We start from the raw sequence: 24,753 nt of genomic DNA on the forward strand, positions 1-24,753 counted from the left end.
ACTCTCAGCCCGCCGGACAGATGGCGCTGGACATGCGGCCGAAGTCGACGTGGAGTCGACTCACCAAGGCAATTCCGGCGCGAGACATGACGGAAGCGTGGCACGGGGCTCTGTCGGCAGTCCACCAGTGTCCGCATGGCGGATTTTATTGTCCCGAAGATTGAGACGGTGTGGTCGCCGGTCGCGCGCCGTGCCGGCCGCTGGGGACGAGTTGTCCGCGGGTTCGTGGGGGCTGATCGCGCAGTTCCCCGCGCCCCTGATGGGGTGCTGTCGGTGTTTCGTCCGCGGGCGGGGCGGGGCCGGGTGCGCAGTTCCCCGTGCCCCTGATGGGGCTTTGCCGGTGTTTCGTCCGCAGGCGGAGTGCGGTTGGGTGCGCAGTTCCCCGCGCGCCTGACGGGGTGCTGCCGGTGTGTCGTCCGCGGATGGGGCGGGGCTGGGCGCGCAGTTCCTCGCGCCCGCTCAGGGGCGGGGTTCCGTTACGCGCCCGGCCACGGGCCCGGGGTCGGAAGCGCCGGCTCCTCCTCCGTCACCGTCCGGAACACCCGGAAGCCGCGCCGCTCGTAGTTGCCCAGCGCGTGCGGCCCGTCCTTGCTGCACGTGTGCACCCACACCCGCTTCGTCTCCGCCCGCCCCGGCCGGCGGTCGGCCAGGTCCCAGGCGCGCGCCGTGCCGTACGACAGCAGCAGGCCGCCGATGCGGCGCCCGCGGAAGGCGGGGAGCAGCCCGAAATAGCTGATCTCGACCGTCGATTCGCCGGATTCGCCGGATTCGCCGGATTCGCCGGATGCACCGGATGCACCGGATGTGCCGGGTTGGCCGTCTCCGCCGTCCAGCTCGATGAACCCGGCCGGCGTCCCCCGGTCGTACGCCACCCAGGTCTCCACGCCCGGCCGGTCCAGGAACTCCCGCCACCGCGCGTACGGCCACCCGAGCCGGTCCGTCCACGTCACGTCCTGGCCCACGGCCGTATAGAGGAAACGGCTGAACTCCGGCGAGGGGACCTCGGCCCGTACGATCCGGACGCCCGGCGCCTCCGCCGCGCCGCCGGCGGGGGTCAGATCGGCCGGCGAGGTCTGTTCCAGGTGCCAGGTGGTCACCGTGATGCGATCGCTCATGCGCGTCACCCAACCACGCGCCCGCGCCGCGCGCGGGCGCGGGTCCCGCGAGGTCGACGCCGTCGGTCGGCGGCCCCGCCCGCCACGCCGTACGCGGGCGCGGGTCCCGCCGCGTCAAGGCACGGCGTCCCGGCCGCGCCGCGCGCCCAGCACCAGCGGGGCCGTCGAGCCGGGCAGCAGATCCGCGGCGTCCGGCGGGCAGCGCAACTGCACGTCGACGCTCTCCGCGAAGCGGTACGGGCGGTGCGCCAGCACCCCCGCCAGGGTGCGCCGCATCCGGGACATCTCCGCCCGTACCGTCACCGTGCGCGTCGCGTCGCCGAAGAGGTCCACCGCCAGCTCCGCGGCCGTCCGCCCCGCCCGGTACCGGGCCAGCGCGTACAGCAGCTCCGCGTGGCGCGGGGTCAGGTCCTGGGCCCAGTGGCCCGCCTCACCCGAGACGGTGATGGTCCACGGCCGGGGCCGCCGCAGGTCCACCACGACCCGGTTCGCCGTCCGGGCCCGCTCGTCCGCCTGCGCCTCGTCGTCGTCGAGCCGCACCAGCCAGCCGTCCGGCAGCGGCTGCACGGAGCACATCCCGAGCGACGGCAGCCACAGGCGGCCCGCCTGTACGGACTTGGGCAGCGCCACCCGGCCCGCTGACGCCATCCCGACGACCGCCGCCGTCCAGCCGTCGCGGTCGACGACCAGGGCCCGGCCGCCCAGCCGGCACAGCAGCGGCGCGGCCATCGACCGCAGCCGGTCCACGGTCTCCCAGTGCCGGGTGCGCAGTTCCCCCTCGGCGACCTTGGCCACCGCGGTCACCAGCGCCAGCGTTGCCGGATAGAACGTCTCGGCCGGGCCGCTGACGTCCACCACGCCCAGCAGCCGGCCGTCCCGCGGATCGTGCAGCGGCGACGCCGCGCACGTCCACGCGTGGTGGGTGCGCACGAAGTGCTCGGCGGAGTGCACCTGCACCGGCCGCCGCTCGACCAGGGCGGTGCCGATCGCGTTCGTGCCGACCGCGTCCTCCGACCAGGCGGCGCCCAGGCCGAATTCGATCCGGTCGGCGCTCCGCCGCACCGCCCGGTCGCCGTACCGCCACAGAACTCTGCCCTCGGGGTCGGTGACGACCAGCAGATGGCGCTCGGCGTCGGCGACGGACATCAGCCCGCCCTTGAGCTGCGGCAGCAACTGGCCCAGCGGGGAGGCGTGCCGGCGGTGCTCGATCTCCTCCGTCGACAGCGGCCGGGACGGCCGCCCGGTGTCCGGATCGAGGCCGCTGCGGCGCACCCGGTGCCAGGAGTCGTCGATCACGGGGCGCGGCGGGGCCGGCGGCCTGCCGCCGCCCAGGACGGCATCCCGGACGGCCGGCAGGCAACCTTGGGGGATTGGTCTGCGGTTCACGCTGCCATGGTGCCGCTGTGGCGGGTCGCGCACGCCGCCATCGCCGAGATCCGATATCGAATGGTTGCAACGCATTGCAACTGTTGCGAGCCGTCGGCCCCGTGGTCGAAGGTGGCGAGGAGCGGTCGGAGGGTGGTGCCGAGTCGGCGCGGCGCCACCCTCCACTGTCACCCCCTGCCGTGCAGGTCACCCCCGAGGTGGCGGATACGGTAAGGAGGTGCAGCCAGCGAACGAACCACCGGAGCGGCCGGTCGGGCTCCTCCGTAGGGCCCGGGCCCTCTACCGCAACGTGTCGAAACGCAAGTTGGCGTGGCTGCTCCTCAAGGACACCGTCAACTCCTGCATGGAGTACCGGGTCACCGGGCTCGCCGCCGAGGCGGCCTTCTTCACCCTGCTCTCCCTGCCGCCCCTGCTGCTCGGCATCCTCGGCCTGCTCGGCTACCTCGACGTGTGGACCGACTCGCACATCATCGCCAGCGTGCAGGAGAACATCCTCAAGGCGTCCGCCACGGTCCTGTCCGACAAGGGCGTCAACGAGATCGCCCGGCCGCTGCTCGACGACGTCGTCAAGGGCGGCGGCCCCGACGTCGCCTCCATCGGCTTCGCCATCGCCCTGTGGTCCGGCTCCCGGGCCGTCAACGTCTTCGTCGACACGATCACCATCATGTACGGGCTGGAGGGCAGGCGCGGCATCGTCAAGACGCGGCTGCTCGCCTTCCTGCTCTATATCGTCGCCCTGCTGATAGGGGCGGTGGTGCTGCCCCTGATGGTGGTGGGCCCCGACACGATGGTCTCCCTCGTGCCCTGGAGCACGGACCTCGTGCGCGTCCTGTACTGGCCCGTGGTCATCCTCCTGTCCATCGTCTTCCTGACCACGCTGTACCACGTGTCCGTGCCGGTCCGTTCACCGTGGCAGGAGGACATTCCGGGCGCTCTCGTGGCCCTGGCGATCTGGGTCCTGGGCAGCTTCCTGCTGCGCATCTACCTCACGCACACCGTCGAGGGCCCCACCATCTACGGCTCGCTCGCCGCGCCCGTCGCCGTGCTGCTGTGGATCGGCGTCTCCGCGTTCGCGGTGCTCGTCGGCGCCGCCGTCAACGCCGCCATAGACCGCGTATGGCCGTCCGTCGCCACGACCGCCGCGCGCGCCGAGGTCGAACGGACCCGGGACGCCGCCGCCCTGGCCGCCGCAGCGGCGCACGCCGTCGAGCGGGCCGCGCGCGGGCTGGTCGACGACACCGAGGGCGACGGGGACGACGAGGAGTACGGACCGGCCGACGAGGACGTGGAGCCGCCGGCCGAATTCCCGGAGCGTTGGGCCTCGTTCCTCCCGCCGGAGGACGTGAAGTCCCGGCTCCACCACTCCAAACAGGACAAGGAATGACCTCCGTCCCGTAAAGCCCCGCAAAGCCTCGTAGAGCTCTGTAAAGCCTTCCTTTAGCGCGCTATACCGGAGTTGTCCGTAACGCGGACAGGGCTACGTTGATCAAATGAGTTCTGCAACCACATCAGCGCGTTCTGTAGGGGTAACAGCAGACGACCAGAGCCACGGCCGATTGCGAGCCGACGCCGCGCTGCTGCTCCTCAGCGCCGCGTCCGGGGCCGTGGACGCGTTCGCCTTCATCTGCCTCGGCAAGGTCTTCGCCGGAGTGATGACGGGAAACCTCATCCTCATCGGCGCGTCCCTGGGCTCCGGCGGCGACAGGGTCGCCTTCCGCGCCGGGACGACCCTCATCGGCTACGTGGCCGGGGCGGCCTTCTGCTCGTGGCCGTCGCCGTGGTGTGGGCGGCGGGCCTCGGCGGAAGCGGCTGGCCGCACTTCGCGCTGCTCGCGGCCGTGTCCCTGGCCATGGGGATACAGGGAAGCGTCTGCGCCTCCCCGACCAACTACATCACCGGCACGCTCACCACCCTCGCGGGCCGCGCGGGCAACCGCGCGCTGCGCCCGGCCGACCGATGGGTGGGCGGTCGGCTCCTCGCCATCGTGGCGGGCGCTGCCATAACGGCGCTCGTCGAGCTGCTGTGGTCGCCCGGTACGGGCCTGGTGGCCGTGCCGCTGGCGGTGTCCGCGCTGGTCGTGGAGGCGGCGGCACGGCGCGGAACTCCAGCCGGGTAGCCCCGCCTCTCTTACGCGCCCCCGTCGGCCTTTCGGCCGATGGGGGCCTCGGCACGTCGGCTCTACGGCCGATCCGCCGCCCCCGCTCCACGGCGCACGATCGAGCGGCGGACGTGCCCGGAGCCCCAACTCCGGGCGCGGACGCTCTCTTTCCGCACAGAACCGTGCGGAGCCGTACAGAGCCGTGCAGGAGCGATACGCCATGCGTCAGAGGACCGATGCCCGCTCACCCCGCGTGAAGGCGACGCGAGAACGGGCGAAGCGCACCCGCACCCCGTCCCTGCTCCGCACCGCCGCCCGCAGCCTGCGCTCCCACCGCCTGCGCTTCGCGCTGCCCGCCCTCGCCGTCCTGCTCGGCGTCGCGTTCGTCACCGGCTCCCTCATCTACAGCGACTCCGTCCGCACCGCCATGGCCCGCGCGCACGCCGGCTCGCAGCCCGACGTGTCCGTCACGGTCACAGCCGACGAGCGGACCGGGCCCGCCGACGCGGCCGGGCCCGGCTCCGCGCCCCGGCTCGACGACGCGCTGCTGCGCGAGCTCCGCACGCTCCCCGGCGCGGCAGCCGCCCGCGGCACCGCCGAGGGCCGCTCCTTCCTCGTCGGCCCCGACGGCACTCTCGTCGGCGACCTCTACCGCGCCACGGGCGTCAACTACGCCCCCGACGCCGCAGGGAAGGACCCCCGCTACCCCCTCACCGAAGGCCGCGGCCCCCGCACCGCCTCGGAGATCGCCGTCGACCGGGGCGCCGCCGAACGGGCCGGGCAGAAGGTCGGCGACACGGTGCGCGTCGTCGTCGGCGGCGCCGCCCGCACCGTCCGGCTGGTCGGTGTCTTCACCGCGAAGGACAGCCGGACCGCCGCCGGCGCCACCCTCACCGCCTACGACACGGCCACCGCGCAGCGGCAGTTCACGGCCCCCGGCACGTACTCGGCGATCACCCTCACCGCCGCCGACGGCACCGCCGACTCCCTGCTGGCGGAGCTGGCCCGGCGGAAGCTGCCCACCGGCCTGCGCGCCGTCACCGCCGCGGAGCAGGACTCCGACGCCTCCGCCGCCGACAACGACAAGCTCACCACGCTGCTGCTGGGCTTCGCCGGCATCGCGCTGTTCGTCTCCACCTTCCTCGTCGCCAACACCTTCACCATGCTCAGCGCCGCCCGCGCCCGCGAACACGCCCTGCTGCGCGCCGTCGGAGCCACCCGCGGGTACGTGATGCGGCTGGTCCTCGCCGAGGCCGCGCTCGTCGGAACGGTCGCCGCGGCCGCCGGGTACGCGCTCGGCATCGGCGTGGCCGAACTGCTCAGCACCCTGTTCGGCGTCGCCGACGGCCCGGCCGCCCCGCTGCGGCCGCTGACCCCCACCCCGCTGCTCGCGGCGTTCGCCGTCGGCATCTGCGTCACCACGCTGTCCGCGTACCTGCCGGCCCGCCGCGCGGCCTCCGTGCCGCCCGTGGCGGCGCTGCGCACCAGCGAACCGCCGGCCCCCGCCGCACTGCGCCGCCGCAACCGGACCGGCTGGGCGGTCACCGCCTTCGGGGCGCTGCTGACCGGGGCCGCCACCGGCGACGAGAACCTCCTCTTCCTCGCCGTGCCCGTACTCCTCGTCGGCCTGATCATCCTCGCCCCGCTGCTCGCCCTGGGCGCCACTCGCCTGCTGCGCTCCCCGATGACGCGGCTCGCGGGCATCCGGGGCAAGCTGGCCGTCGAGAACGCCCGCCGCAACCCCCGCCGCACCGCGGCCACCGCCACCACCCTCATGGTCGGCCTCGCCATGGTCACCGCCGTCACCGTCGTCGTCTCCTCGGCGACCCGTGCGGACGAACGGGACGCCGACCGCGCCATGACCTCCGACCTGCGCGTCACGGCCGTCGACTTCGCCGAGATCGGGCCCCGCGTCGCCGACCGCGTCGCGAAACTGCCCGACGCCGCCGCCGTCACCCCGGTCGTCCGCACCGAACTCACCGTCCCCGGCGAGCGCGACACCCTCTCGGCGACCGCCGTCGACCCCGCCACCGTGGCCCGGCTCGCGCCCGTCGACATTCGCGAAGGCTCGCTGAAGGGCCTCGGCCACGGCATCGCCGTCACCGAGCGGACGGCCGGCCTCCACGGCTGGCGGCTCGGCTCCCGCGTCCCCGCCACGGTCGCCGGGTCGACCGCGCGGACCACGCTGCCGGTCGTCGCGATCTACGACGCGCCGGACTCCTTCACCCCCGCCCTCATCTCCGCCGCCGCCCTCCCGCGCACCACCGGCGCCGAACACCGGCCCCACGTGGAATCCGTCCTCATCGACGCCGCCCCCGGCCGCACCGCGGCCCTCCGCGACACCATCCGGCGCACGCTGGACAACCCCGCGCTCCTCATCCAGGACCGCGCCGACGCCCGCGAGGCCGCCGCCGAGCGGATGGCCCCGTTCCTGAACATCATGTACGCCCTGCTCAGCGTCACCGTCCTGATCGGCGCCCTGGGCGTGGTCAACACCATGGGCATGGCCGTCTCCGAACGCGTCCGGGAGATCGGCCTGCTGCGCGCCCTGGGCCTGGACCGCCGCAGCCTCGCCTCCGTCCTGCGCCTCGAATCCGTCGCCATCGCCCTGCTCGGCGCCGTCATGGGACTGCTCGCCGGAATCGTCTTCGGCGCCGCGGCCGTCCTCAGCCAGGAGGGCGTCCCCCTCGCGCTGCCCTGGGACAGGATCGCCCTGTGCTTCGTCGCCACCGCCGCCATCGGCGTGCTCGCGGCCCTGTGGCCGGGCCGCCGGGCGGCGCGTATCCCGCTGCTGGAGGCGATCGGGTCCGATACGGAGTGAGCGATGGGCGCGCGTACGGGCGCCGACGGGAAAACCCGTGGCGCCCGTACGCGCGGCCGGTCTAGCATCGGAAGCGTCCAGGACGGCGGCCGACCGCCGCCGCCGGAGGCTGTGCGAGGGAAGCGGAGGTGAGAACCGTGACGGCTGTCATCGCGCTGGGCGCTGCCCAGGTTCACGAGCTCACCCATCCCACCCCCACGGTCTCCGGCTGACTCGACCTCTCTCTTCTCCGCGCGCCGTTCGGCGCGCACGGCCGGGGCCGCCCTTGTGAAGGGTCATCCCTTGTCAGACATCATTTCCGCGCACCCGCTCACCGCCTACGGCTGGGACGAGGGGTTCGCCGAAAGCTTCGCTCCCCATACCGCCGAGGGGCTCGTGCCCGGCCGGATCGTGCGCGTCGACCGCGGCCGCTGCGACCTCGTCGTGGCCGACGGCGACACCACCGCCACCGTGCAGGGCGACACCTCCCTCGTCACCACCGGCGACCCGGTGCGCATCATGTGCACCGGCGACTGGGCCGCCTTCGACCGCGAGCAGGGATACGTACGGGCGCTGCTGCCGCGCCGCACCGCGTTCGTACGGTCCACCTCCAGCAAGCGGTCGGAAGGCCAGATCCTGGCCGCCAACGTCGACCACGCGATCATCGCCGTGCCGCTCACCGCCGAACTGGACCTCGGGCGCGTCGAGCGGTTCCTCGCGCTCGCCTGGGAGAGCGGGGCCACGCCGCTGGTCGTGCTCACCAAGGCCGACCTCGTCACCGACCCCGCCGTGCTCGGCCACCTCGTCGCCGACACCGAGGGCGCCGCCCCCGGTGTGCTCGTCCTCGCGGTGAGCGCGGAGACCGGACAGGGCGTCGACGTGCTCGCCGCGGTGCTCACCGGGGGTACGGCCGTACTCCTCGGACCGTCCGGCGCGGGCAAGTCCACACTCGCCAACGCGCTGTCCGGAGCGGAGACACAGCACGTACAGACCATTCGCGACCGCGACGGAAAGGGGCGGCACACCACCACCACGCGGAATCTGCTGCCGCTGCCGCGGGGCGGTGTGCTCATCGACACCCCCGGGCTGCGCGGCGTCGGCCTGTGGGACGCCCAGAGCGGCGTCGCGCAGGTCTTCGCCGAGGTCGAAGCGCTCGCCGAGGAGTGCCGCTTCCACGACTGCGGCCATGTCGCGGAGCCGGGCTGCGCCGTGCTGGCCGCGGCCGACTCCGGCGAGCTGACGGAACGTCGGCTGACGAGCTACCGCAAGCTGCTGCGCGAGAACGAGCGGCTCGCCGCCCGTACGGACGCCCGGCTGCGGGCCGAGCGGCGCCGCGACTGGCGGCAGAAGCAGGCGCTCGGACGGCACATGGCGGAGCGGAAGCGGGGGCCGCACAAGCAGTAACGGTCCCCTGGCCCGCGCCCCGAGCGTCACGTCCGATTTCCGCTGGTCGCCGGGGCGCGGGTACCGCAGACTGGTACGCGTGATGAACGAAGAGACCAGGTACGAGGCGGTGCGCGGGCGGGACGCGCGCTTCGACGGAGAGTTCTTCTTCGCCGTCTCGACCACCGGCATCTACTGTCGGCCGAGCTGCCCGGCGGTCACGCCGAAACGCGCCAATGTGCGGTTCTACGCGTCGGCCGCCGCCGCCCAGGGGGCCGGCTTCCGCGCCTGCCGCAGATGCAGGCCGGACGCCGCCCCCGGGTCGGCCGAGTGGAACGTCCGCGCCGACCTGGTCGGCCGCGCCATGCGGCTGATCGGCGACGGCGTCGTCGACCGGGAGGGCGTCGGCGGGCTCGCCGGGCGGCTGGGCTACAGCTCCCGGCAGGTGCACCGGCAGCTCACCGAGGAGCTGGGGGCCGGGCCCGTCGCCCTCGCGCGCGCCCAGCGCGCCCACACCGCGCGTGTGCTGCTGCAAACCACCACACTGCCCGTCACCGAACTGGCCTTCGCCGCGGGCTTCGCCAGCGTCCGCCAGTTCAACGACACGATCCGCGAGATCTACGCCAGCACACCGACCGGACTGCGGGCCGCCGCCCGTCCGGCCCCCGGCGGGAACGCCAGGAACACCGGGCAGGACGAGCGCGATCACCCCGCCCCGGCCGGCATCCCGCTGCGGCTCGCGTACCGCGGCCCGTACGCCGCCCGCGAGATCTTCGACTTCCTCGACCGCCGGGCCATCGCGGGCATCGAGGAGACCCTCGGCCCGCCCGGCGCCCGGACCTACCGGCGCACCCTCCGCCTCCCGTACGGCACCGCCGTCGCCGAGGTGGACGAACACGGCGGCGCGGGCCGCCGAACCGCCCGCGGCGCGACCGCGCCCGGCGGCGGCTGGCTGGAGTGCCGACTGCACCTCACCGACCTCCGGGACCTCGCCACCGCCGTGGCCCGGCTGCGGCGGCTGTTCGACCTGGACGCCGACCCGTACGCCGTCGCCGAACGGCTCGGCGCCGACCCCTGGCTCGCCCCGCTGGTCGCGGCCCGGCCCGGACTGCGCTCGCCCGGCGCGGCGGACAGCGAGGAACTGGCGGTACGGGCCGTACTCGGCCAGCAGGTCACCGTGGCGGCGGGCCGCCGGCTCGCGGGCGTACTCGTGGCGGCGTACGGAAAACCCCTCTCCGCCCCCGACGGCGCCCTCACCCACGTCTTCCCCGAGCCCGGCATCCTCGCCGACGCGACCCTGGCCGAGCTGGGGATGCCCGACGCGCGGCGGCGGGCCCTGCGCACCGTCTCGGGCGCGCTCGCCGACGGCAGCGTCGCCCTCGACCCCGGCGTCGACCGCGACGCCACCGAACAGGCGCTGCTCGCCCTGACCGGCATCGGCCCGTGGACCGCCCGCTACATGCGGATGCGGGCGCTGGGCGACCCCGATGTGTTCCTGCCGGGCGACGCGGGCGTCCGGCACGGGCTGGCGGCGCTCGGGGCGACGGCGGAAGCGGCCGAGGGCTGGCGGCCCTGGCGCTCGTACGCACTGCACCACCTATGGAACGCCGCGACGACGACGGCGGCGGTAGCGACGACAGCGACGGCAGTGACAGTGATGACGACGAAGACGGAAAAGAGCGGATGACCGTGCTGTACACCGAGATCGACAGCCCCCTCGGGCTGCTGCTGCTCACCGGCGAACCCTCGCCCACCGCGCCCGGCGGCACCGCCCTGGCCTCCCTGTCCGTGCCCGGCCAGAAGGGCGCCGCCCGGCCGGGCCCCGGCGACCGGCGCGAGCCCGCCGCCTTCGCCGAGGCCGAACGCCGCCTCAAGGCGTACTTCGCCGGGGAACTGCGCGACTTCGGGCTCGAATACACCACGCACGGCACCGAGTTCCGCGAGAAGGTCTGGTCGGCGCTGGACGCCGTGCCGTACGGGCGGACGACCACCTACGGCGAGATCGCGGCCCGCGTCGGAGCCTCCCGGATGGCGGTGCGCGCCGTCGGCGGCGCGATCGGCGCCAACCCGCTGCTCGTCCTGCGCCCCTGCCACCGGGTGATCGGCGCGGACGGCTCGATGACGGGGTACGCGGGCGGCCTGGAGCGCAAGCGGCTGCTGCTGGACCTGGAGTCATAGGGCGGCCCGGGCCTTTCCGCGTACCGCCCGCGGAGTACGGCACGAGCCGCCCGCCGTACGACGCGCGGGCGCCCGGCCTCGGCGAAGGTGGAAGGCGACTGATCCGCTCCGAGCCCGCTCCGAGCGGCCTCGGGGCGACCGACCGCCATCCGATCCGAGGAGCCCGCCATGCCTGCCACCACCGCGGCCCGCACCCCCGTGCCGCCCACCGCGCCCCCGCCCGCCGCCGGCCCGTACGCGCCGCTCACCGAACGGCTCGACGCCGCCCGCCCGTACGCGCTCGCCCTCTTCCGCACCGTCATCGGCCTGCTCTTCCTCTGCCACGGCGCCGCCGCCCTCTTCGGGGTGCTCGGCGGCGCGGGCCCGCAGGGCGGCACGGTCGACGCCGGCGCCTGGCCCAGCTGGTACGCGGCCGTCATCCAACTCGTCGGCGGCGGGCTGGTGCTGCTCGGCTTCGGCACCCGCACGGCGGCCCTGATCTGCTCCGGCTCGATGGCCTACGCCTACTTCGACGCGCACCAGGCCACCGCCCTGTGGCCGCTCCAGAACGGCGGCGAACTCTCCGCCGCCTACGCCTTCGCCTTCCTGCTCCTGGTCTTCACCGGACCCGGCGCGCCGGCCCTCGACCGGCTGCTCAAGGCCCGGGGCCGCGGCTAACCGACGGCGCCGACGGAAGCACCGCCGAGGCCCTCCGCCCTCCTGCCCAGCACCGGCGCGGCGACCGGATAGAGCAGGAAGCCGAGGACCACGGCGGTGTTGTGTCCGAAAGCGGTGTAGTCCTCGAAGAACCTGCCGGACGCGACCACCGCGGCCAGCAGCCCCGCCATGGTCAGCAGGCGTACGGGCGGACTCGGCACCCAGTAGGCGAGCAGCCCGGCCACGCACAGGCTCCCGTAACTGACGCCGACGTCGATCGCGCTGCCGAAACCGCGGTCCGGGAAGTGCGCGCTCTCCGTGTGGAGCAGGGTGGTCAGCACCCCGGCGGTGACCAGCGTGGCCAGCACATGGCCGAGGAAGAACACCACGACCGTGCGGAGCGTGCCGAACCGGCGCTCCGCGGGCGCGAGGACGCACAGCGCCAGCAGGGCGACCATCGGCAGGTCCGGTATCTCGATCCACAGGGCGGAGTCGGCCAGGACCGTGACCGGGTGCTCGGCGAGCTGGGTGAGGTTGGTGCTGTGGCTGCGCAGCACCTCGGCCCGGCCGCCCGGGTCCAACTGGAAGAGGACCACCGAATGGACGACGAGGAAGGCCCAGAGGGCGGTGGTGGCCGGGGCCGTCGCCACCCACGTCCTGAGCCGTGTACCGGCGCGCCGGAGCCGGGGCGCGCCGGTTCCCCCGCGCTCCGGAGCCGGGGGAGGGACGGCCGCCGCGGCTTCCTGCTCGGCCCGCCCGGGGCCCGTATGAGAGTCCATCAGCCGATCATCGGCTCCGGGCGGACCCCTGCCATCGGGGATATCCCGGACACACCCCTGACCCCTGGGGCCTGGCTCAGGCGTCCGGCAGCCCCCAGCGCGGGGCGGGGGCGTTCGCGGGGACCGGGCCGACGGTGAGGTCGGGGCGGTCCCCGCGCGCCGTGATCAGGGCCGTTCCGCCCTTGCGCAGCGCGATGCGGATGGTGCCGCCCGTACGGTCATGACGGTCACGCCCACCGTTCCCGGCGGCCCGCTCGTACCGCAGCCGCCGCCCGTGCTCGTCGCGGACCTCCACCGGCCCCTCGATCCCGTGCCGGACCACGCACGGCGCACCCGCCTCGCTGTGCAGCCGCACCCACCGTGTCCGGCCCTCCTCGCGGACCGCGCTCAGCAGGAACGCGCCCTGTGTACGGAAGTCCCGCAGCGCCGCCGCACGCCAGGAGCCGGGCAGCGCGGGGAAGACCCGGACCACCCCGCCCCAGCTCTGGCACACCATGTCGTGCAGGGACTGCGCGGCCGACAGCGGGGTCTCGATGACCGGGCCGGACTCCTTGTACATGGTGTTCGGCTGGATGAAACGGGCCATCAGCTCGCCGAGGTACTTCAACGCGTCGTCGCCGCGCCCCATTTGGGCGGACATGGAGGCGGCGCCGGTGAAGGTGTAGCCCTGGAGGGCGCCCTCGAAGCCGACCCAGTGGTTCAGCGACTTCTCGATGAGCGCGCGGTGCTCGGGCTGCTCCCACGTCACCTCGTAGAGGGGGTAGACCGCGAGCATGTGGGAGTAGTGGCGGTGGGACTTGGCGAACGGCACCCCCGCGCCGATCATGAAGCCGTCGGCGTCGGTCGGGTACGGGGTCAGCCTGGCCAGCACCTCGCGCCAGCGCGGCGCGAGCGCGTCCCGTACGCCCAGCGTCTCCGCCGCGTCCAGCAGCGTCGAGCAGCCCCAGCGCAGCAGCATCAGGTCGTAGTTGCAGTCCGGCGCGTTGACGCCGTACTCGGGGGAGAAGGTGGCGGGCAGGTGCAGCTTGCCGTCCCGGCCGGGGGTCAGGAAGTGCAGGTAGTAGGTGACGGCCTTGCGCAGCAAGGGGAAGAGGACGTCGCGGAGGATCGATTCGTCCATGGTGTGGCGGTAGCTCAGCCAGACGTTGTGCAGCGCCCAGGTGAGGTTGCCGACCTCCGGCGTGGGCGGGTCCTGGCCGGGCACGCCGACCGCGTAGCCGCCGTTCGCGACGGACGCCCCGTTGAGCAGCGTCATATCGGTCGTACGGGCGATCCCCGCCGAATCCGCCCGGTACGGCTTCGCCAGCTCGTCGCTCAGCCGGTGCCGGAACTCGCCGAGCGCCCTTGTCACGGCGTCGAGTTCGAGGTGGTTGGAGCCGTGGATCAGCCAGTACTCCAACTGCACATTGAGATTCCACCAGGTGGCGGGCCACGGCGTGGGCTCCAGCCAGGGGCCGGACGTCGCCATGACGGGCGCGTCGCGGCGGGCGGCGGAAGCGGCCTTGTAGAGCTGCGCCCAGTAGAAGCGCTGGAGCCGGGCGTCGGGGACCGACAGGAAGCTCTTCCGGTAGTACCGGTGCCACCAGGCGCGATGCGAGGGCGCGAGCGCGTCGTACGGCAGCGCCGACGCGCTCCGTACGGTCCGCAGCGCCTTCGCGCGGGCGGTGGCCCGGGGGTGGGACCAGGCGACGGCGGCGTACAGGGTGCGCCGGCCGCCGTGCCCGTGCGCCCGCTCGCGCCACGCGGTGACGTGCTGGCCGCCCGCCAGCAGCGGCTGGACCGCGGCCCGTAGGCCGCCGTGGTTCTCGACGGTCGCGGGCGGATTGCCGGCGTACCCGGCGGGCAGCGGCTTGAAGGCGGCGCGCGGGCTGATCGCCTCGGCGGGGTGGAAGGTCCAGCGGAAGCCGCGCTCGCCCGCGCTCGGGGCGATCTCCACGGCCAGGACGGAGCGGGAGTTGTGCACCATGGCCCGGAGCGTGAGGGCGCCCGCCTCGGTGGTGACCGTGCCGGTGAGTTCGGCGTCGTGCAGGCCGAGCCGCCAGTCGACGCCGGTGATCCGCCCGACCGGTTCGAGGGTGAACCAGCCGATGGGCAGCCGGGCGAGACCGAAGAGGGAGCCGAACTCGGGGCGGTGGTCCTGCACCTCGCTGTGCTGGACGTTGAACCGGATCGCGTTGCGGCCGGGTTCGGCGTAGATGCCGGAGCCGAGCAGGGCGTTGCCGAGGAACGGGCCCTCGTACCAGGTCTTCGGCAGCTTCCGCCAGACGAGGTCGGCGTCGGCCAGGACCTCGCGCCAGGGGTCGTGCGCGTGCTGCGGCTGACGGCCCGCGGGGGTGGAGACGGCCGGCAGCGCGTGCGCGGGCGGGGCCCCGAGCCCTACGGCGCCCGCCGCGCCCGCGGCGAGGGCCCCGCCGAGCACGGCCCGTCTGGACGCTCCGCTGGATGTTCCGTTCGAGGTATCCACTCCGCCTCCAGGCGCGCGTGACGAGCTCACACTGATTCCCCGGATTCATCCGAGGTTTCCACCGGAGGAACGTAGGAAGCGGGGAAGGAGTCGTCAATAGTTCTGACAGAGATCCGATGAGTGGGTGCTCTGTGCGCGATACGGGCCGGGGCGGCCTCAGGGGCCGGTCTCCGAGGCCAGTGTCAGAGGTCGGTACCCGAGGCCGGTACCCGAGGTCGGCTCCACAGATCCGCCCCCGAGGTCAGCCCCAGAGGACCGAGCCCGCCCACGCGCCCACCGCCAGCAGGCAGGCGAACAGCTCGACCAGCACGCTGGTTCCGATCGCCCGCATCACGCCCCGCGTGGACGCCCACGCCTGGCCGTGGCCGCCGAGCCGCCGCCGCTCCACGCCGTAGATCGCCGCGACGAAGCCCAGCGGGGCCCCGACCAGCGGCACCACGAAGAATCCCGCCACCCCGGCGGCCCCGGCCAGCCGGAACGTCCGCCGTGTGATGCCCGCGCCGCGCAGCGAACGGGCGGGCAGCAGCCACTGCACCGCCTGGTTCAGCAGCAGTACCGCGGTGGCCCCGGCCAGTACGCCCCAGGCGAGCGTGGTCCGCGCGGTCATCGACCACCACAGCACGCCGGCCCAGACGATCGGCGGGCCGGGCACGCCGGGGGTGACCACGCCGAGCAGGCCGAGCAGCAGGACCAGCCCGACCAGGAGTAGCTGCGGCGTCTCCATGAACCAAGGTTGCCGGAAGCCGTGCGGGTCCGCTTCCGGGCGAATATCGACATTCACCACTTACGGGCGCGGAGGCCCCACACGCCCCGGTTTTCCCGGCAGCGGCCGAAGCGGACGCGCGACTACCGCCTGCCCGCGTGCGCCTGCGGGCGGCTGGGTGCGTCCGCGTGCCGGTTTACGTCGTGGGGGGCGTGGGGCGTGAAGGCATGGGGGGGCGTTCCCGAGGCCACGCCGCGTCCGCGTGGCCGGTGGCGCGTCCGCGTGTTCCGCCCGCCCTGCCCGCCCCGCCGTCACCGGCCGTTGCGGGAGACCCAGCCGCGCTCGTACGCGTGCCACCCCAGCTGTAACCGGGTGGTCACCCCCGCCAGTCCCATCAGCCCCTTCACCCGCCGCTGCACCGTCCGCAACCCGAGATCGAGCTGCTTGGCGACGCTCGCGTCGGTCAGCCCCGCCAGCAGCAGCGAGAGGATCTCCAGATCCGTACCGTCCGGCCCCTCCGGCGGGTCCTCGTGGACCGTGCCCGACACGCCCAGCCGCAGCGGCAGCGCGTCGCGCCACACCGCCTCGAAGAGCCCCATCAGCGATTCGAGCAGGCCGCTGGCGTGCACGACGAGGGCCGCGGGCTCGGCGGACCGCGAGGTCAGCGGCACCATCGCGAGCGTACGGTCGACGACCACGAGCTTGGTGGGGACCCGGTCCACGACCCGTACCTGCTCGTCGCGGCCCAGGGCGGCGGACAGTTCGGCCAGCCCGTGCGGGCCGGAGAGGACCGCGCGCTCCAGCACCGCGCGGTAGCGGACGCCGCGCCGCGCGGCCTGCTCCTCCGCGTCGTTCTCGATCCCCGTCACCGCCTGCGGCACCCCGGTGACCAGGGCGCACACCTCGTCGGCCGCCCCCAGTTGCAGTTGCAGGAACCGGTGCGCCACGGCGCTCGCGCCCGTCACCACCTCCACCAGGTCGTGCACGGCGGGCTCCGCGGCCTCGGCCCGGTACTCCTCGGCGAGCAGCGCCGCCGCCAGCTCCGCCTGGTCCAGCTCGTGGCGCTGCTGGGTCAGCAGCGCCCCCAGGGCGACGGCGGGCGGCGCCGCGACCCAGCGGCCGGGGCGGGCGGAGGACTGCGCGGCCAGCCCCTGGTGCTCCAGGCGGCGCAGCGTGCGTACGGCCTCCTCCTCCGGCAGTGTCAGCCGGTGCGCGAGGTCGGTCAGCTCGGCCGCGCCGAGCGCCACGAGCGTCCGGTAGGCCGTTTCCTGTGCCTCGTCCAGACCGAGCGCTGTCAGCATGCGATGTGCCCTCCCCATAGGACCGTTCCCGCCGGTTCCACCAGCGGTTCCCCCACCCCGTGGCGGGAATGAGCCACGGCACAATTCCGCCTCGGACATCATCCCCGCACTCCGCGCCGCTCTGCCAATGTGACGGCACCACAGCACCGGACGGCGGCTCCCGCACCCGCGGAAGCCGCTGCCACGGGCTGCCACGCCATGTGTGTCACGCGACTTTCCGCACACCACTGGGTAGACCGAGGAGATCGATGCGTCCGATATCGCGTACGGCCCTGGCGGCGGCGAGCGCCGCGGTCCTGGCCGTCACCGCGTTCGCACCGTCAGCGGCCGGGGCGCCGCACGGCGGTGGCGACGCGGGCAAGAGACCGATCGCCGGCAGCGAGGCGGCGAGAGCGGCGGCGAAGCAGGGCGGCGCCGCCACCGTCACGCTGGTGACCGGCGACCGCGTCCAGGTCGTCACCGACAGCCAGGGGCACGCCACCGCCACCCCGCTGCCGGACTCGCGGGGCCGCCAACCGCTCGTACGGACCAGGCAGTTGGGCAAGGACCTCTACGTCTACCCGGAGTCCGCGACGGCGGCGCTGGCCGCGAAGCGGGTCGACGAGGAACTGTTCAACGTCACCGGTCTGATCCGGCAGGGCTACGACGACGCCCACACCGGCGACCTGCCGCTCATCGCCACCTACGAACCGTCCGTGAACGTCGCCCGCAGCGCGCCCGCCGCCCCGCGCGGGGCGCGGCGCGGACTGCTGCTCCCGGCCGTGGACGGCGTCGCGCTCAAGGCCGACAAGAAGCAGGCGGGCCAGGTGTGGCAGGACGTGGCCGACCGCCGCTCCCGCTCGGGCTCCGGGCTGAGGAAGCTGTGGCTGGACCGCAAGGTCGCCACCACCCTCGACCGGTCGACGAAGCAGGTCCACGCGGACCAGGCGTGGGCGGCCGGGTACGACGGCAAGGGCGCGAAGGTCGCCGTCCTGGACACCGGCGTGGACGCCGGGCACCCGGACCTCAAGGGCCGCGTCGCCGACTCCCGCAACTTCACCGACTCGCCCTCCACCGACGACCGCCAGGGGCACGGCACGCACACCGCGTCCACCGTCGGCGGCTCGGGCGCGGCCAGCGGCGGCAAGAAGAAGGGCGTGGCCCCGGGGGCGGACCTGCTCATCGGCAAGGTGCTCAACGACTCGGGTTCCGGCGCGAGTTCATGGATCATCGCGGGCATGCAGTGGGCCGTCGACCAGAAGGCCGACGTCGTCTCGATGAGCCTCGGCTCCCCGGAGCCCAGCGACTGCACCGACCCCATGAGCGAGGCCGCGCGGCAGCTCGCGGACGGAGACAAGACGCTCTTCGTGGTCGCCGCGGGCAACGCCGGACCCGCCAAGCCCTCCGTCACGTCGCCCGGTTGCGTGCCGGACGTCCTCACTGTGGGCGCGGTCGACCGCGACGACACCACCGCGCAGTTCTCCAGCCGCGGCCCGGTGCTCACCACGCACACCCTCAAGCCGGAGATCGCCGCCCCGGGCGTCGGCATCTCGGCCGCGGCGGCCGGGGGCCGCGGGGTCTACGCGTACCAGACGATGTCCGGCACCTCCATGGCCACCCCGCACGTCGCGGGGGCCGCGGCCATCGTCCGGCAGGCGCACCCCGACTGGACGGCGCGGCAGGTCAAGGCCGCGCTGGTCGGCTCGGCGCAGACCGGCGGCAAGGTCGGCGGCGCGGACGAGACCGGCGGCGGCCGGCTCGACGCGGGCCTGGCCTACCGGCAGCCGGTGCTCGGCGCGTCCGCCGTGCAGGGCGGCAGTTTCAGCTGGCCGCAGGACTCCTCGGACCGTACGAGCGTGGACGTGCCGTACACCAACACCACCGGGGCCGACGTCAAGTTGACGCTGTCCGTGAGCGACGTGCGCGGCAACGACGGCTCTTCGGTCACCTCGGGAATGGCCCGACTCGGCAAGCGCCAGATCACCGTCCCGGCGGGCGGCACGGTGCGGGTGCCGCTGCGGCTCGACCCCAGCGCCCATCTGAAGCACGCCCAGTACGGCGACGTCTCGGGGCGAATTATCGCCAAAGGCAAGGGTGTTCGGGTCTCCGTACCCTTCGCGCTCTACATCCAGCCGCAGACGGTCACGCTCCGGGTCAAGCTCATCGACCGGGACGGCGCGCCCGCGCGGGGCGCGTCCTCGCTCGACGTCGTCAGCACCGACGCCAGCACGGGGGAGCAGCGCGTCAACGACGGGGCCAAGGAGCAGCTGTTCCACGTCAGGCCCGGCGACTACCTGCTGAGCAGCTTCGTGACGAGCGGTGGGGTTGACGCCAACTCCCTCCCTGACTCGGTCAGTTACCTAGCCCACCCGCAGCTCGACCTCACCAAGGACACCACCGTCGTCCTCGACGCGCGCAAGGCCCACCGGCTGACCGTGCGCACCGACCGCAAGACGGAGGTGCGGCGCACCGTCCTGTCGTATGGACGCTGGTGGGACGACGCCTGGGCGACGGCCGGTTCGCTCAGCGCCCCCGCCGACGTCAAGAAGGTCTACGCCTCCGTGGTCGGCAAGGCCAGGGACGGCGGGTACGAGTTCAGCAGCAACTGGCGCGCGTACGGCTCGGACGCCAAGGGCCCGTACGTCTACAACCTCTCCTACCCGGAGCGCGGGCCCCTCGGCTCCGACCGCGCCTACCGGACCCGGGACAAGAAGCTCGCCGCCGTCACCGCCCGCTGGAACGCGGTCGGCAAGGCAGCCGACTACGCCGACATCGTGTCGCTGCGGCCGACGTGGAACCCCGCCGCGACCGTCGGCATCGGCGTCTTCGACCAGGTCCACGCGCCCAGCACCCGCACCGAGTACTACACGCCGGGCGGCGGCAGCTGGCAGCACCAGGCGCAGACCACCTTCCCCTTCGCCGCCGTCCTCCAGGACCAGGACCGCACCTACCGGGCCGGTGAGCGGCGCGACGAGGAGTGGTACCGCGGCGTGCTGAGGCCGGACGCCGCGCGCGACGCGCAGGGCAAGGCGCTGCTCGTCGCGGAGCGGCAGGGCGGCCGGATGGGAATCCAGCCCGCGTTCTGGAACGACGGCTCGGGCGACCACTGGTCGTACGGCGGTTCCTTCGGCGACATCGGCAACATGACGCTGCGTCGGGACGGCAAGACCATCGGCGAGAGCCCGTACCCGTACGGGGTCTTCGACGTCCCGGACGGCGACGCCGCGTATGAACTCCAGCTGAACACAACGAAGTTGACCAGTTCCGACCGTAACTGGCTGCGCTCCACGGACACCACCACCACGTGGAACTTCCGCTCCCGCCTCGAACCCGACGTCTACTCCCGAGGGCTCCCCGTCCTCTTCCCCGCCTACGACCTCCCGGTCGACGGCCTCAACACCCTCCCGGCCGCGGCCGGCCAGCACATCCGCCTCTCGGCCCACGGGCACGCCGGATACGAACCCGGCAAGATCACCAAGGCGTCGCTGGCGTACTCGTACGACGGCGGCACCACCTTGACCAACGCCAAGGTGGCCCAGCAGCACGGCACTTGGAACGCCGTGGTCGACCACACGGGCGCGTCCGGGAAGCCGGTCACCCTGAAGGTCTCCCTGACGGACGCGAAGGGAAATTCCGTCACCCAGATGGTGAAGCGCGCCTACGACGTGCGCTGAACGTGCGGCGGGGCCCCGGTGCCACGCGCCGGGGCCCCGCCACGCCGCACCCGCTCGGGGGGGGACTTGCGAAGGCACTGTTCCGGTAGGCCCCGGACTGTGGACAATAAGGGCATGAACCAGCAGGGGGAGCGGCACGACGGCAGCGACGACGACTGGTGGAGCCAGTTGTACGACGAGAACCAGCCCGACACGAACTCCTCCAGAACGAACCTGCCGCTCGACGGTACGGCTTCATCGCCGCCGGGTCCGTTGGTCGACGGTACGGCTTCACTGGCGCCGGACCTGTCGGCCGATGTCGCGGCTTCACCGGCGCCCGGCCTGCCGCCCGACACCACGGCTTCACTGTCGGCCGGTCCGCCGGCTGATGCCACGGTTCCGTTGTTGCTGGGGCCGTCGGGCGACGCCCTGGCCCCGCCGTCAGCGGGTCCACCGGCTGACGCCACGGTTCCGCTGCTGTTGGGACCGACCGGCGACGTCCTGGCCCCGTCGTCGGCCGGTCCGCCGGGTGACGACGCGCCGCCACCGCCCCCCGGCCCATTGGCCGACACTTCCGCCCCACTGCCACCAGATCCACCGGACCCTGGCCCGTCGGAGGAGGGGGCACCGTTCGCCTGGTGGTCCTCGGGGGAGAGGGGCAGCGGTAGTGCCTCCGGCTCCGGCTCCGGCTCCGACTCCGACTCCGGCGAGGGTGACCGGTTCCGGGACCCAGGGGCCGCGCGGCCGCCTGACCAGGCCGGATCACTGGATGCGGCCCCGGACACTGCCGCCCCGCCGGAATTGCCCGGCCTCCCAGAGACGGAGGCGTCCTCGGACCTTCCCGGTCCGCCAGACTTCGCGTGGGACGAGGTGACGGCGTGGTCGCCCGATGCCGCCGGTACCCCCGGTGCGCCAGGCTCGCCCGGCGTCGCGGACGTCGCCGAGCCGCCGCCCCATCCTCCCGCTCCACCCCATCCGCCTGAGGTCCTGGAAGTAGCCGGACCGTTCCCCCTCCCCGAGCCGCCGGACCTGCCTGAGGCCCAAGGCGCAGCAGAGCCACCCCGCCTTCCGGAACCCCCGGCCATAGGCCTCCACCCGGTCGGCGGCCTCCCGGACGGGTCTGCGAGCGACCTCGCTGCCCAAGCCGTAGCCGACCCCGAAGCCGCGTACGCAGGCGAAGTCGCAGCCGCCCCCGAGGGCACGTACGACGCGGCTGAGGCCGAGCCCGTAGTCGAAGTCGCAGCCGCCCCCGAACCCGCGAACGCAGCCGCCCCCGCAGGCGAAGTCGCAGCCGCCCCCGAGAGCACGTACGACGCCCCCGAGGCCGCGCCCGTAACCGAAGCCGTGACCGGGCCCGTAGCCGAAGCCGTGGCCGGGCCTGAATCTCCGGGGCCTCACCCGGCACCGTCCCCTGGAGCCGGATTCGGTGGGATCGGGTTCGGTGGAGTCGGATTCGTCGGGGACCGGCCGCCGACCTATGAAGCCGAGCCGACGGCGCTGCCCGCTGCCGATCCCGCCGATCTCGGCGGGCTGGTGCCGGACACGGTGCTGGACGGGGCGCGGTGCGGGGCGGCGACGTTGCGGGCCGTGTCGCTGCGCGGGGACTCCGCGCGTTACCGGGGGGAGCCGCGGCGGGACGCGCTGCTGACGGCACGGTTCGGGGCGGGGGACGACGCGCTCGTGCTGGTGGCCGTGGCGAGCGGGGTGTGGGCGGCGCCGGACGCGCATCGGGCCGCGCGCGACGCGTGCGAGTGGATCGGCGGGGCCGTCGGGCGCAGCCAGGGGCGGCTGGCGGAGGACATTCGCGCCGGCCGCCGCGGGGCGCTGGGGTCCGGGCTGCACCGGCTCACCGACCGTTCGTACGGGCGGCTGCGGGCCCGCGCCCATGAGCTGGGCCGGCATCCCGCCGAGTACTCCGCCGCCCTGCGCTGTCTGCTGCTGCCCGCCGACCCGGAGTGCGGTACGCGCGTGTTCTTCGGCGTCGGAGAGGGCGGACTCTTCCGGCTCCGCGACGGGGCGTGGCAGGACTTGGAGCACACGGAGACTGCTAAGGGCCCCAGCGGTGACCGCGTCATCGGGGACCGCGTCACCGTCGATCTCGGCGTCGTCGCCCCCGGCGAAGGGGCCGCCCCCGCCTCCGGCCCCGTCTCAGCCCCTGCCCCCGCCCCCGAACAGCCCCCCACCGAGCCCTTCCGCTTCCGGATCTGCTCGGCCCGGCCCGGCGACGCCCTCCTGCTGTGCAGCCCCGGCCTCGCCGAGCCGCTGCGCGGCGAGCCCGCGTTCGGCGAGCGGCTGGCCGAGCGCTGGGCACGGGCCCGTACGGAGCCCGGCGCGGAGTCCAAGGCGGAGCCGCCCGGACTGGCCGCGTTCCTGGCCGACGCGCAGCTGCGGGCGAAGGGGTACGCGGCCGACCGCACCGCGTGCGTCGTCTGGGAGGCATAGCGGCGCGATCCGTGGGTTGATGGAAGGCGGCCCCGTACGACCGGTGCGGGAGCGACCGGCGGCACCCGAAGGGACGAGCGCGCAATGGCGAAGCAGACCGTGGCGGAGCAGACCGTGGACATCCTGGTGAGGGCCGGGGTGCAGCGGCTCTACGGTGTCGTCGGCGACAGTCTCAACCCCATCGTGGACGCCATCCGCCGCAACGCCGCGATCGACTGGATCCAGGTCCGCCACGAGGAAGTGGCCGCCTTCGCGGCCGGCGCCGAGGCCCAGCTCACGGGCAAGCTGGCGGCCTGCGCCGGCTCCTGCGGCCCCGGCAACCTGCACCTCATCAATGGCCTGTACGACGCGCACCGCTCCATGGCCCCCGTCCTCGCCATCGCCTCCCACATCCCGAGCAGCGAGATCGGCACCGGCTTCTTCCAGGAGACCCACCCCGACCAGCTGTTCCGGGAGTGCAGCCACTACAGCGAGCTGATCTCCAACCCCCAGCAGATGCCGCGCGTCCTCCAGACCGGCATCCAGAACGCGATCGGGCAGGGCGGCGTCAGCGTCATCTCGCTGCCCGGCGACATCGCCGGGGAGCAGGCCCCGGAGCGCTCCATCGAGCACGCCATCGTCACGGCGCGCCCCTCCGTACGGCCCGGGGACGCCGAGATCGAGGCGCTCGCCCGGATGGTGGACGACGCCGACCGGGTCACGCTGTTCTGCGGCAGCGGCACGGCGGGGGCGCACGACGAGGTGATGGAGTTCGCGGAGCGGGTGAAGTCCCCGGTGGGGCACGCGCTGCGCGGCAAGGAGTGGATCCAGTACGACAACCCGTACGACGTCGGCATGAGCGGTCTGCTCGGCTACGGCGCCGCGTACGAGGCCACGCACGAGTGCGATCTGCTGATCCTGCTGGGCACCGACTTCCCGTACAACGCCTTCCTCCCCGACGATGTGAAGATCGTCCAGGTCGATGTGCGCCCCGAGCACCTCGGCCGCCGCTCCAAACTCGACCTCGCCGTGTGGGGCGACGTCCGCGAGACGCTGCGCTGCCTGACGCCGAAGGTGCGGGCCAAGCCCAGCCGCAAGTTCCTCGACAAGATGCTCAAGAAGCACGCCGACGCGCTCGAAGGCGTCGTCAAGGCGTACACCCGCAAGGTCGACAAGCATGTGCCGATCCACCCGGAGTACGTCGCCTCGATCCTGGACGAGGAGGCCGCCGAGGACGCGGTCTTCACGGTCGACACGGGGATGAACAATGTTTGGGCGGCCCGTTATCTCACCCCCAACGGCCGCCGCAGGGTGATCGGTTCGTTCACCCACGGTTCGATGGCCAACGCCCTGCCGCAGGCGATCGGCGCGCAGTTCATCGACCGGGGGCGGCAGGTCGTCTCGATGTCGGGCGACGGCGGATTCTCCATGCTGATGGGCGACTTCCTCACGCTCGTCCAGTACGACCTGCCCGTGAAGGTGGTCCTCTTCAACAACTCCGCGCTGGGCATGGTCGAGTTGGAGATGCTGGTCGGCGGGCTCCCGTCGTACGGCACGACCAACCACAACCCGGACTTCGCGGCCATCGCCCGGGCGGCGGGCGCGTACGGCGTGCGGGTCGAGAAGCCCAAGCAGGTGCGGGGCGCGCTGCGGGACGCCTTCGCCCAGAAGGGCCCGGCGCTGGTGGACATCGTCACCGACCCGAACGCCCTGTCCATCCCGCCGAAGATCAGCGCGGAGATGGTCAGCGGCTTCGCCCTCTCGGCGGGCAAGATCGTGCTGGACGGCGGCGTCGGCCGGATGCTCCAGATGGCGCGCTCCAACCTCCGCAACGTGCCCCGCCCCTGACGCTACGTC

At 73.7% G+C, this 24,753-nt stretch carries 15 protein-coding genes and 1 pseudogene; 10 read left to right on the forward strand and 6 right to left on the reverse strand.

The features are described 5' to 3' along the window. Positions 1–476: 476 nt before the first annotated feature. Both AB0I22_RS08640 and AB0I22_RS08645 read right to left on the reverse strand, forming a co-directional pair. Positions 477–1,115 (reverse strand): GNAT family N-acetyltransferase, encoded by a 639-nt coding sequence (locus tag AB0I22_RS08640; protein WP_363129934.1) that lies wholly within the window; start codon positions 1,113–1,115, stop codon positions 477–479. A 114-nt stretch (positions 1,116–1,229) separates the two neighbouring features. Beyond that, positions 1,230–2,501, reverse strand: a complete 1,272-nt coding sequence (locus AB0I22_RS08645; RefSeq protein ID WP_363129935.1) for a GAF domain-containing protein — start codon at positions 2,499–2,501, stop codon at positions 1,230–1,232. 217 nt (positions 2,502–2,718) lie between these two features. Here AB0I22_RS08645 and AB0I22_RS08650 point away from each other — a divergent pair, with 217 nt between their 5' ends. The 7 genes and pseudogenes from AB0I22_RS08650 to AB0I22_RS08680 all read left to right on the forward strand — a co-directional run bounded on the left by AB0I22_RS08650 (position 2,719) and on the right by AB0I22_RS08680 (position 11,617). Beyond that, positions 2,719–3,885, forward strand: coding sequence for a YihY/virulence factor BrkB family protein (locus AB0I22_RS08650; RefSeq protein WP_363129936.1), 1,167 nt, complete (start codon positions 2,719–2,721; stop codon positions 3,883–3,885). A 106-nt stretch (positions 3,886–3,991) separates the two neighbouring features. Beyond that, a pseudogene (locus AB0I22_RS08655) lies at positions 3,992–4,617 on the forward strand (YoaK family protein). A 202-nt stretch (positions 4,618–4,819) separates the two neighbouring features. After that, positions 4,820–7,420, forward strand: a complete 2,601-nt coding sequence (locus AB0I22_RS08660) for an ABC transporter permease (RefSeq protein WP_363129937.1) — start codon at positions 4,820–4,822, stop codon at positions 7,418–7,420. A 282-nt stretch (positions 7,421–7,702) separates the two neighbouring features. Next, positions 7,703–8,803, forward strand: a complete 1,101-nt coding sequence (gene rsgA / locus AB0I22_RS08665; protein WP_363129938.1) for a ribosome small subunit-dependent GTPase A — start codon at positions 7,703–7,705, stop codon at positions 8,801–8,803. A gap of 82 nt (positions 8,804–8,885) precedes the next feature. Then, positions 8,886–10,469, forward strand: a complete 1,584-nt coding sequence (locus tag AB0I22_RS08670; RefSeq protein ID WP_363130100.1) for an AlkA N-terminal domain-containing protein — start codon at positions 8,886–8,888, stop codon at positions 10,467–10,469. Further along, on the forward strand, positions 10,466–10,960 hold the full coding sequence (locus AB0I22_RS08675; protein WP_363129940.1) for a methylated-DNA--[protein]-cysteine S-methyltransferase: 495 nt from the start codon (positions 10,466–10,468) through the stop codon (positions 10,958–10,960). Before AB0I22_RS08670 ends, AB0I22_RS08675 begins: the two co-directional genes overlap by 4 nt. Positions 10,961–11,128: 168 nt before the next feature. Beyond that, positions 11,129–11,617, forward strand: a complete 489-nt coding sequence (locus tag AB0I22_RS08680; RefSeq protein WP_363129941.1) for a DoxX family protein — start codon at positions 11,129–11,131, stop codon at positions 11,615–11,617. On the opposite strand, the gene AB0I22_RS08685 is transcribed toward AB0I22_RS08680, so the two are convergent. The 4 genes from AB0I22_RS08685 to AB0I22_RS08700 all read right to left on the reverse strand — a co-directional run bounded on the left by AB0I22_RS08685 (position 11,614) and on the right by AB0I22_RS08700 (position 16,843). Further along, positions 11,614–12,375, reverse strand: coding sequence for a rhomboid-like protein (locus AB0I22_RS08685; RefSeq protein WP_363129942.1), 762 nt, complete (start codon positions 12,373–12,375; stop codon positions 11,614–11,616). The two genes, AB0I22_RS08680 and AB0I22_RS08685, sit on opposite strands and share 4 nt — an antisense overlap. Positions 12,376–12,451: 76 nt before the next feature. Beyond that, positions 12,452–14,839, reverse strand: coding sequence for a Tat pathway signal sequence domain protein (locus AB0I22_RS08690; RefSeq protein ID WP_363129943.1), 2,388 nt, complete (start codon positions 14,837–14,839; stop codon positions 12,452–12,454). A gap of 241 nt (positions 14,840–15,080) precedes the next feature. Continuing rightward, positions 15,081–15,563 carry a DUF456 domain-containing protein gene (locus tag AB0I22_RS08695; protein WP_363129944.1) on the reverse strand — a complete coding sequence of 161 codons (483 nt, stop codon included), beginning with the start codon at positions 15,561–15,563 and terminating at the stop codon, positions 15,081–15,083. A gap of 290 nt (positions 15,564–15,853) precedes the next feature. Then, the gene (locus AB0I22_RS08700; RefSeq protein ID WP_363129945.1) at positions 15,854–16,843 is read right to left on the reverse strand and encodes a helix-turn-helix domain-containing protein; all 990 of its coding nucleotides are present in this window, start codon (positions 16,841–16,843) and stop codon (positions 15,854–15,856) included. A 248-nt stretch (positions 16,844–17,091) separates the two neighbouring features. Here AB0I22_RS08700 and AB0I22_RS08705 point away from each other — a divergent pair, with 248 nt between their 5' ends. From AB0I22_RS08705 to AB0I22_RS08715, 3 genes are all read left to right on the forward strand, one after another. Beyond that, positions 17,092–20,496 carry a S8 family serine peptidase gene (locus AB0I22_RS08705; protein WP_363129946.1) on the forward strand — a complete coding sequence of 1,135 codons (3,405 nt, stop codon included), beginning with the start codon at positions 17,092–17,094 and terminating at the stop codon, positions 20,494–20,496. 1,512 nt (positions 20,497–22,008) lie between these two features. Beyond that, positions 22,009–22,917, forward strand: a complete 909-nt coding sequence (locus AB0I22_RS08710) for a protein phosphatase 2C domain-containing protein (RefSeq protein ID WP_363129947.1) — start codon at positions 22,009–22,011, stop codon at positions 22,915–22,917. A gap of 84 nt (positions 22,918–23,001) precedes the next feature. Beyond that, positions 23,002–24,744, forward strand: a complete 1,743-nt coding sequence (locus AB0I22_RS08715; RefSeq protein WP_363129948.1) for a pyruvate dehydrogenase — start codon at positions 23,002–23,004, stop codon at positions 24,742–24,744. Positions 24,745–24,753: the final 9 nt, after the last annotated feature.

It is taken from the genome of Streptomyces sp. NPDC050610 (assembly GCF_040654875.1).
GTDB lineage: Bacteria > Actinomycetota > Actinomycetes > Streptomycetales > Streptomycetaceae > Streptomyces.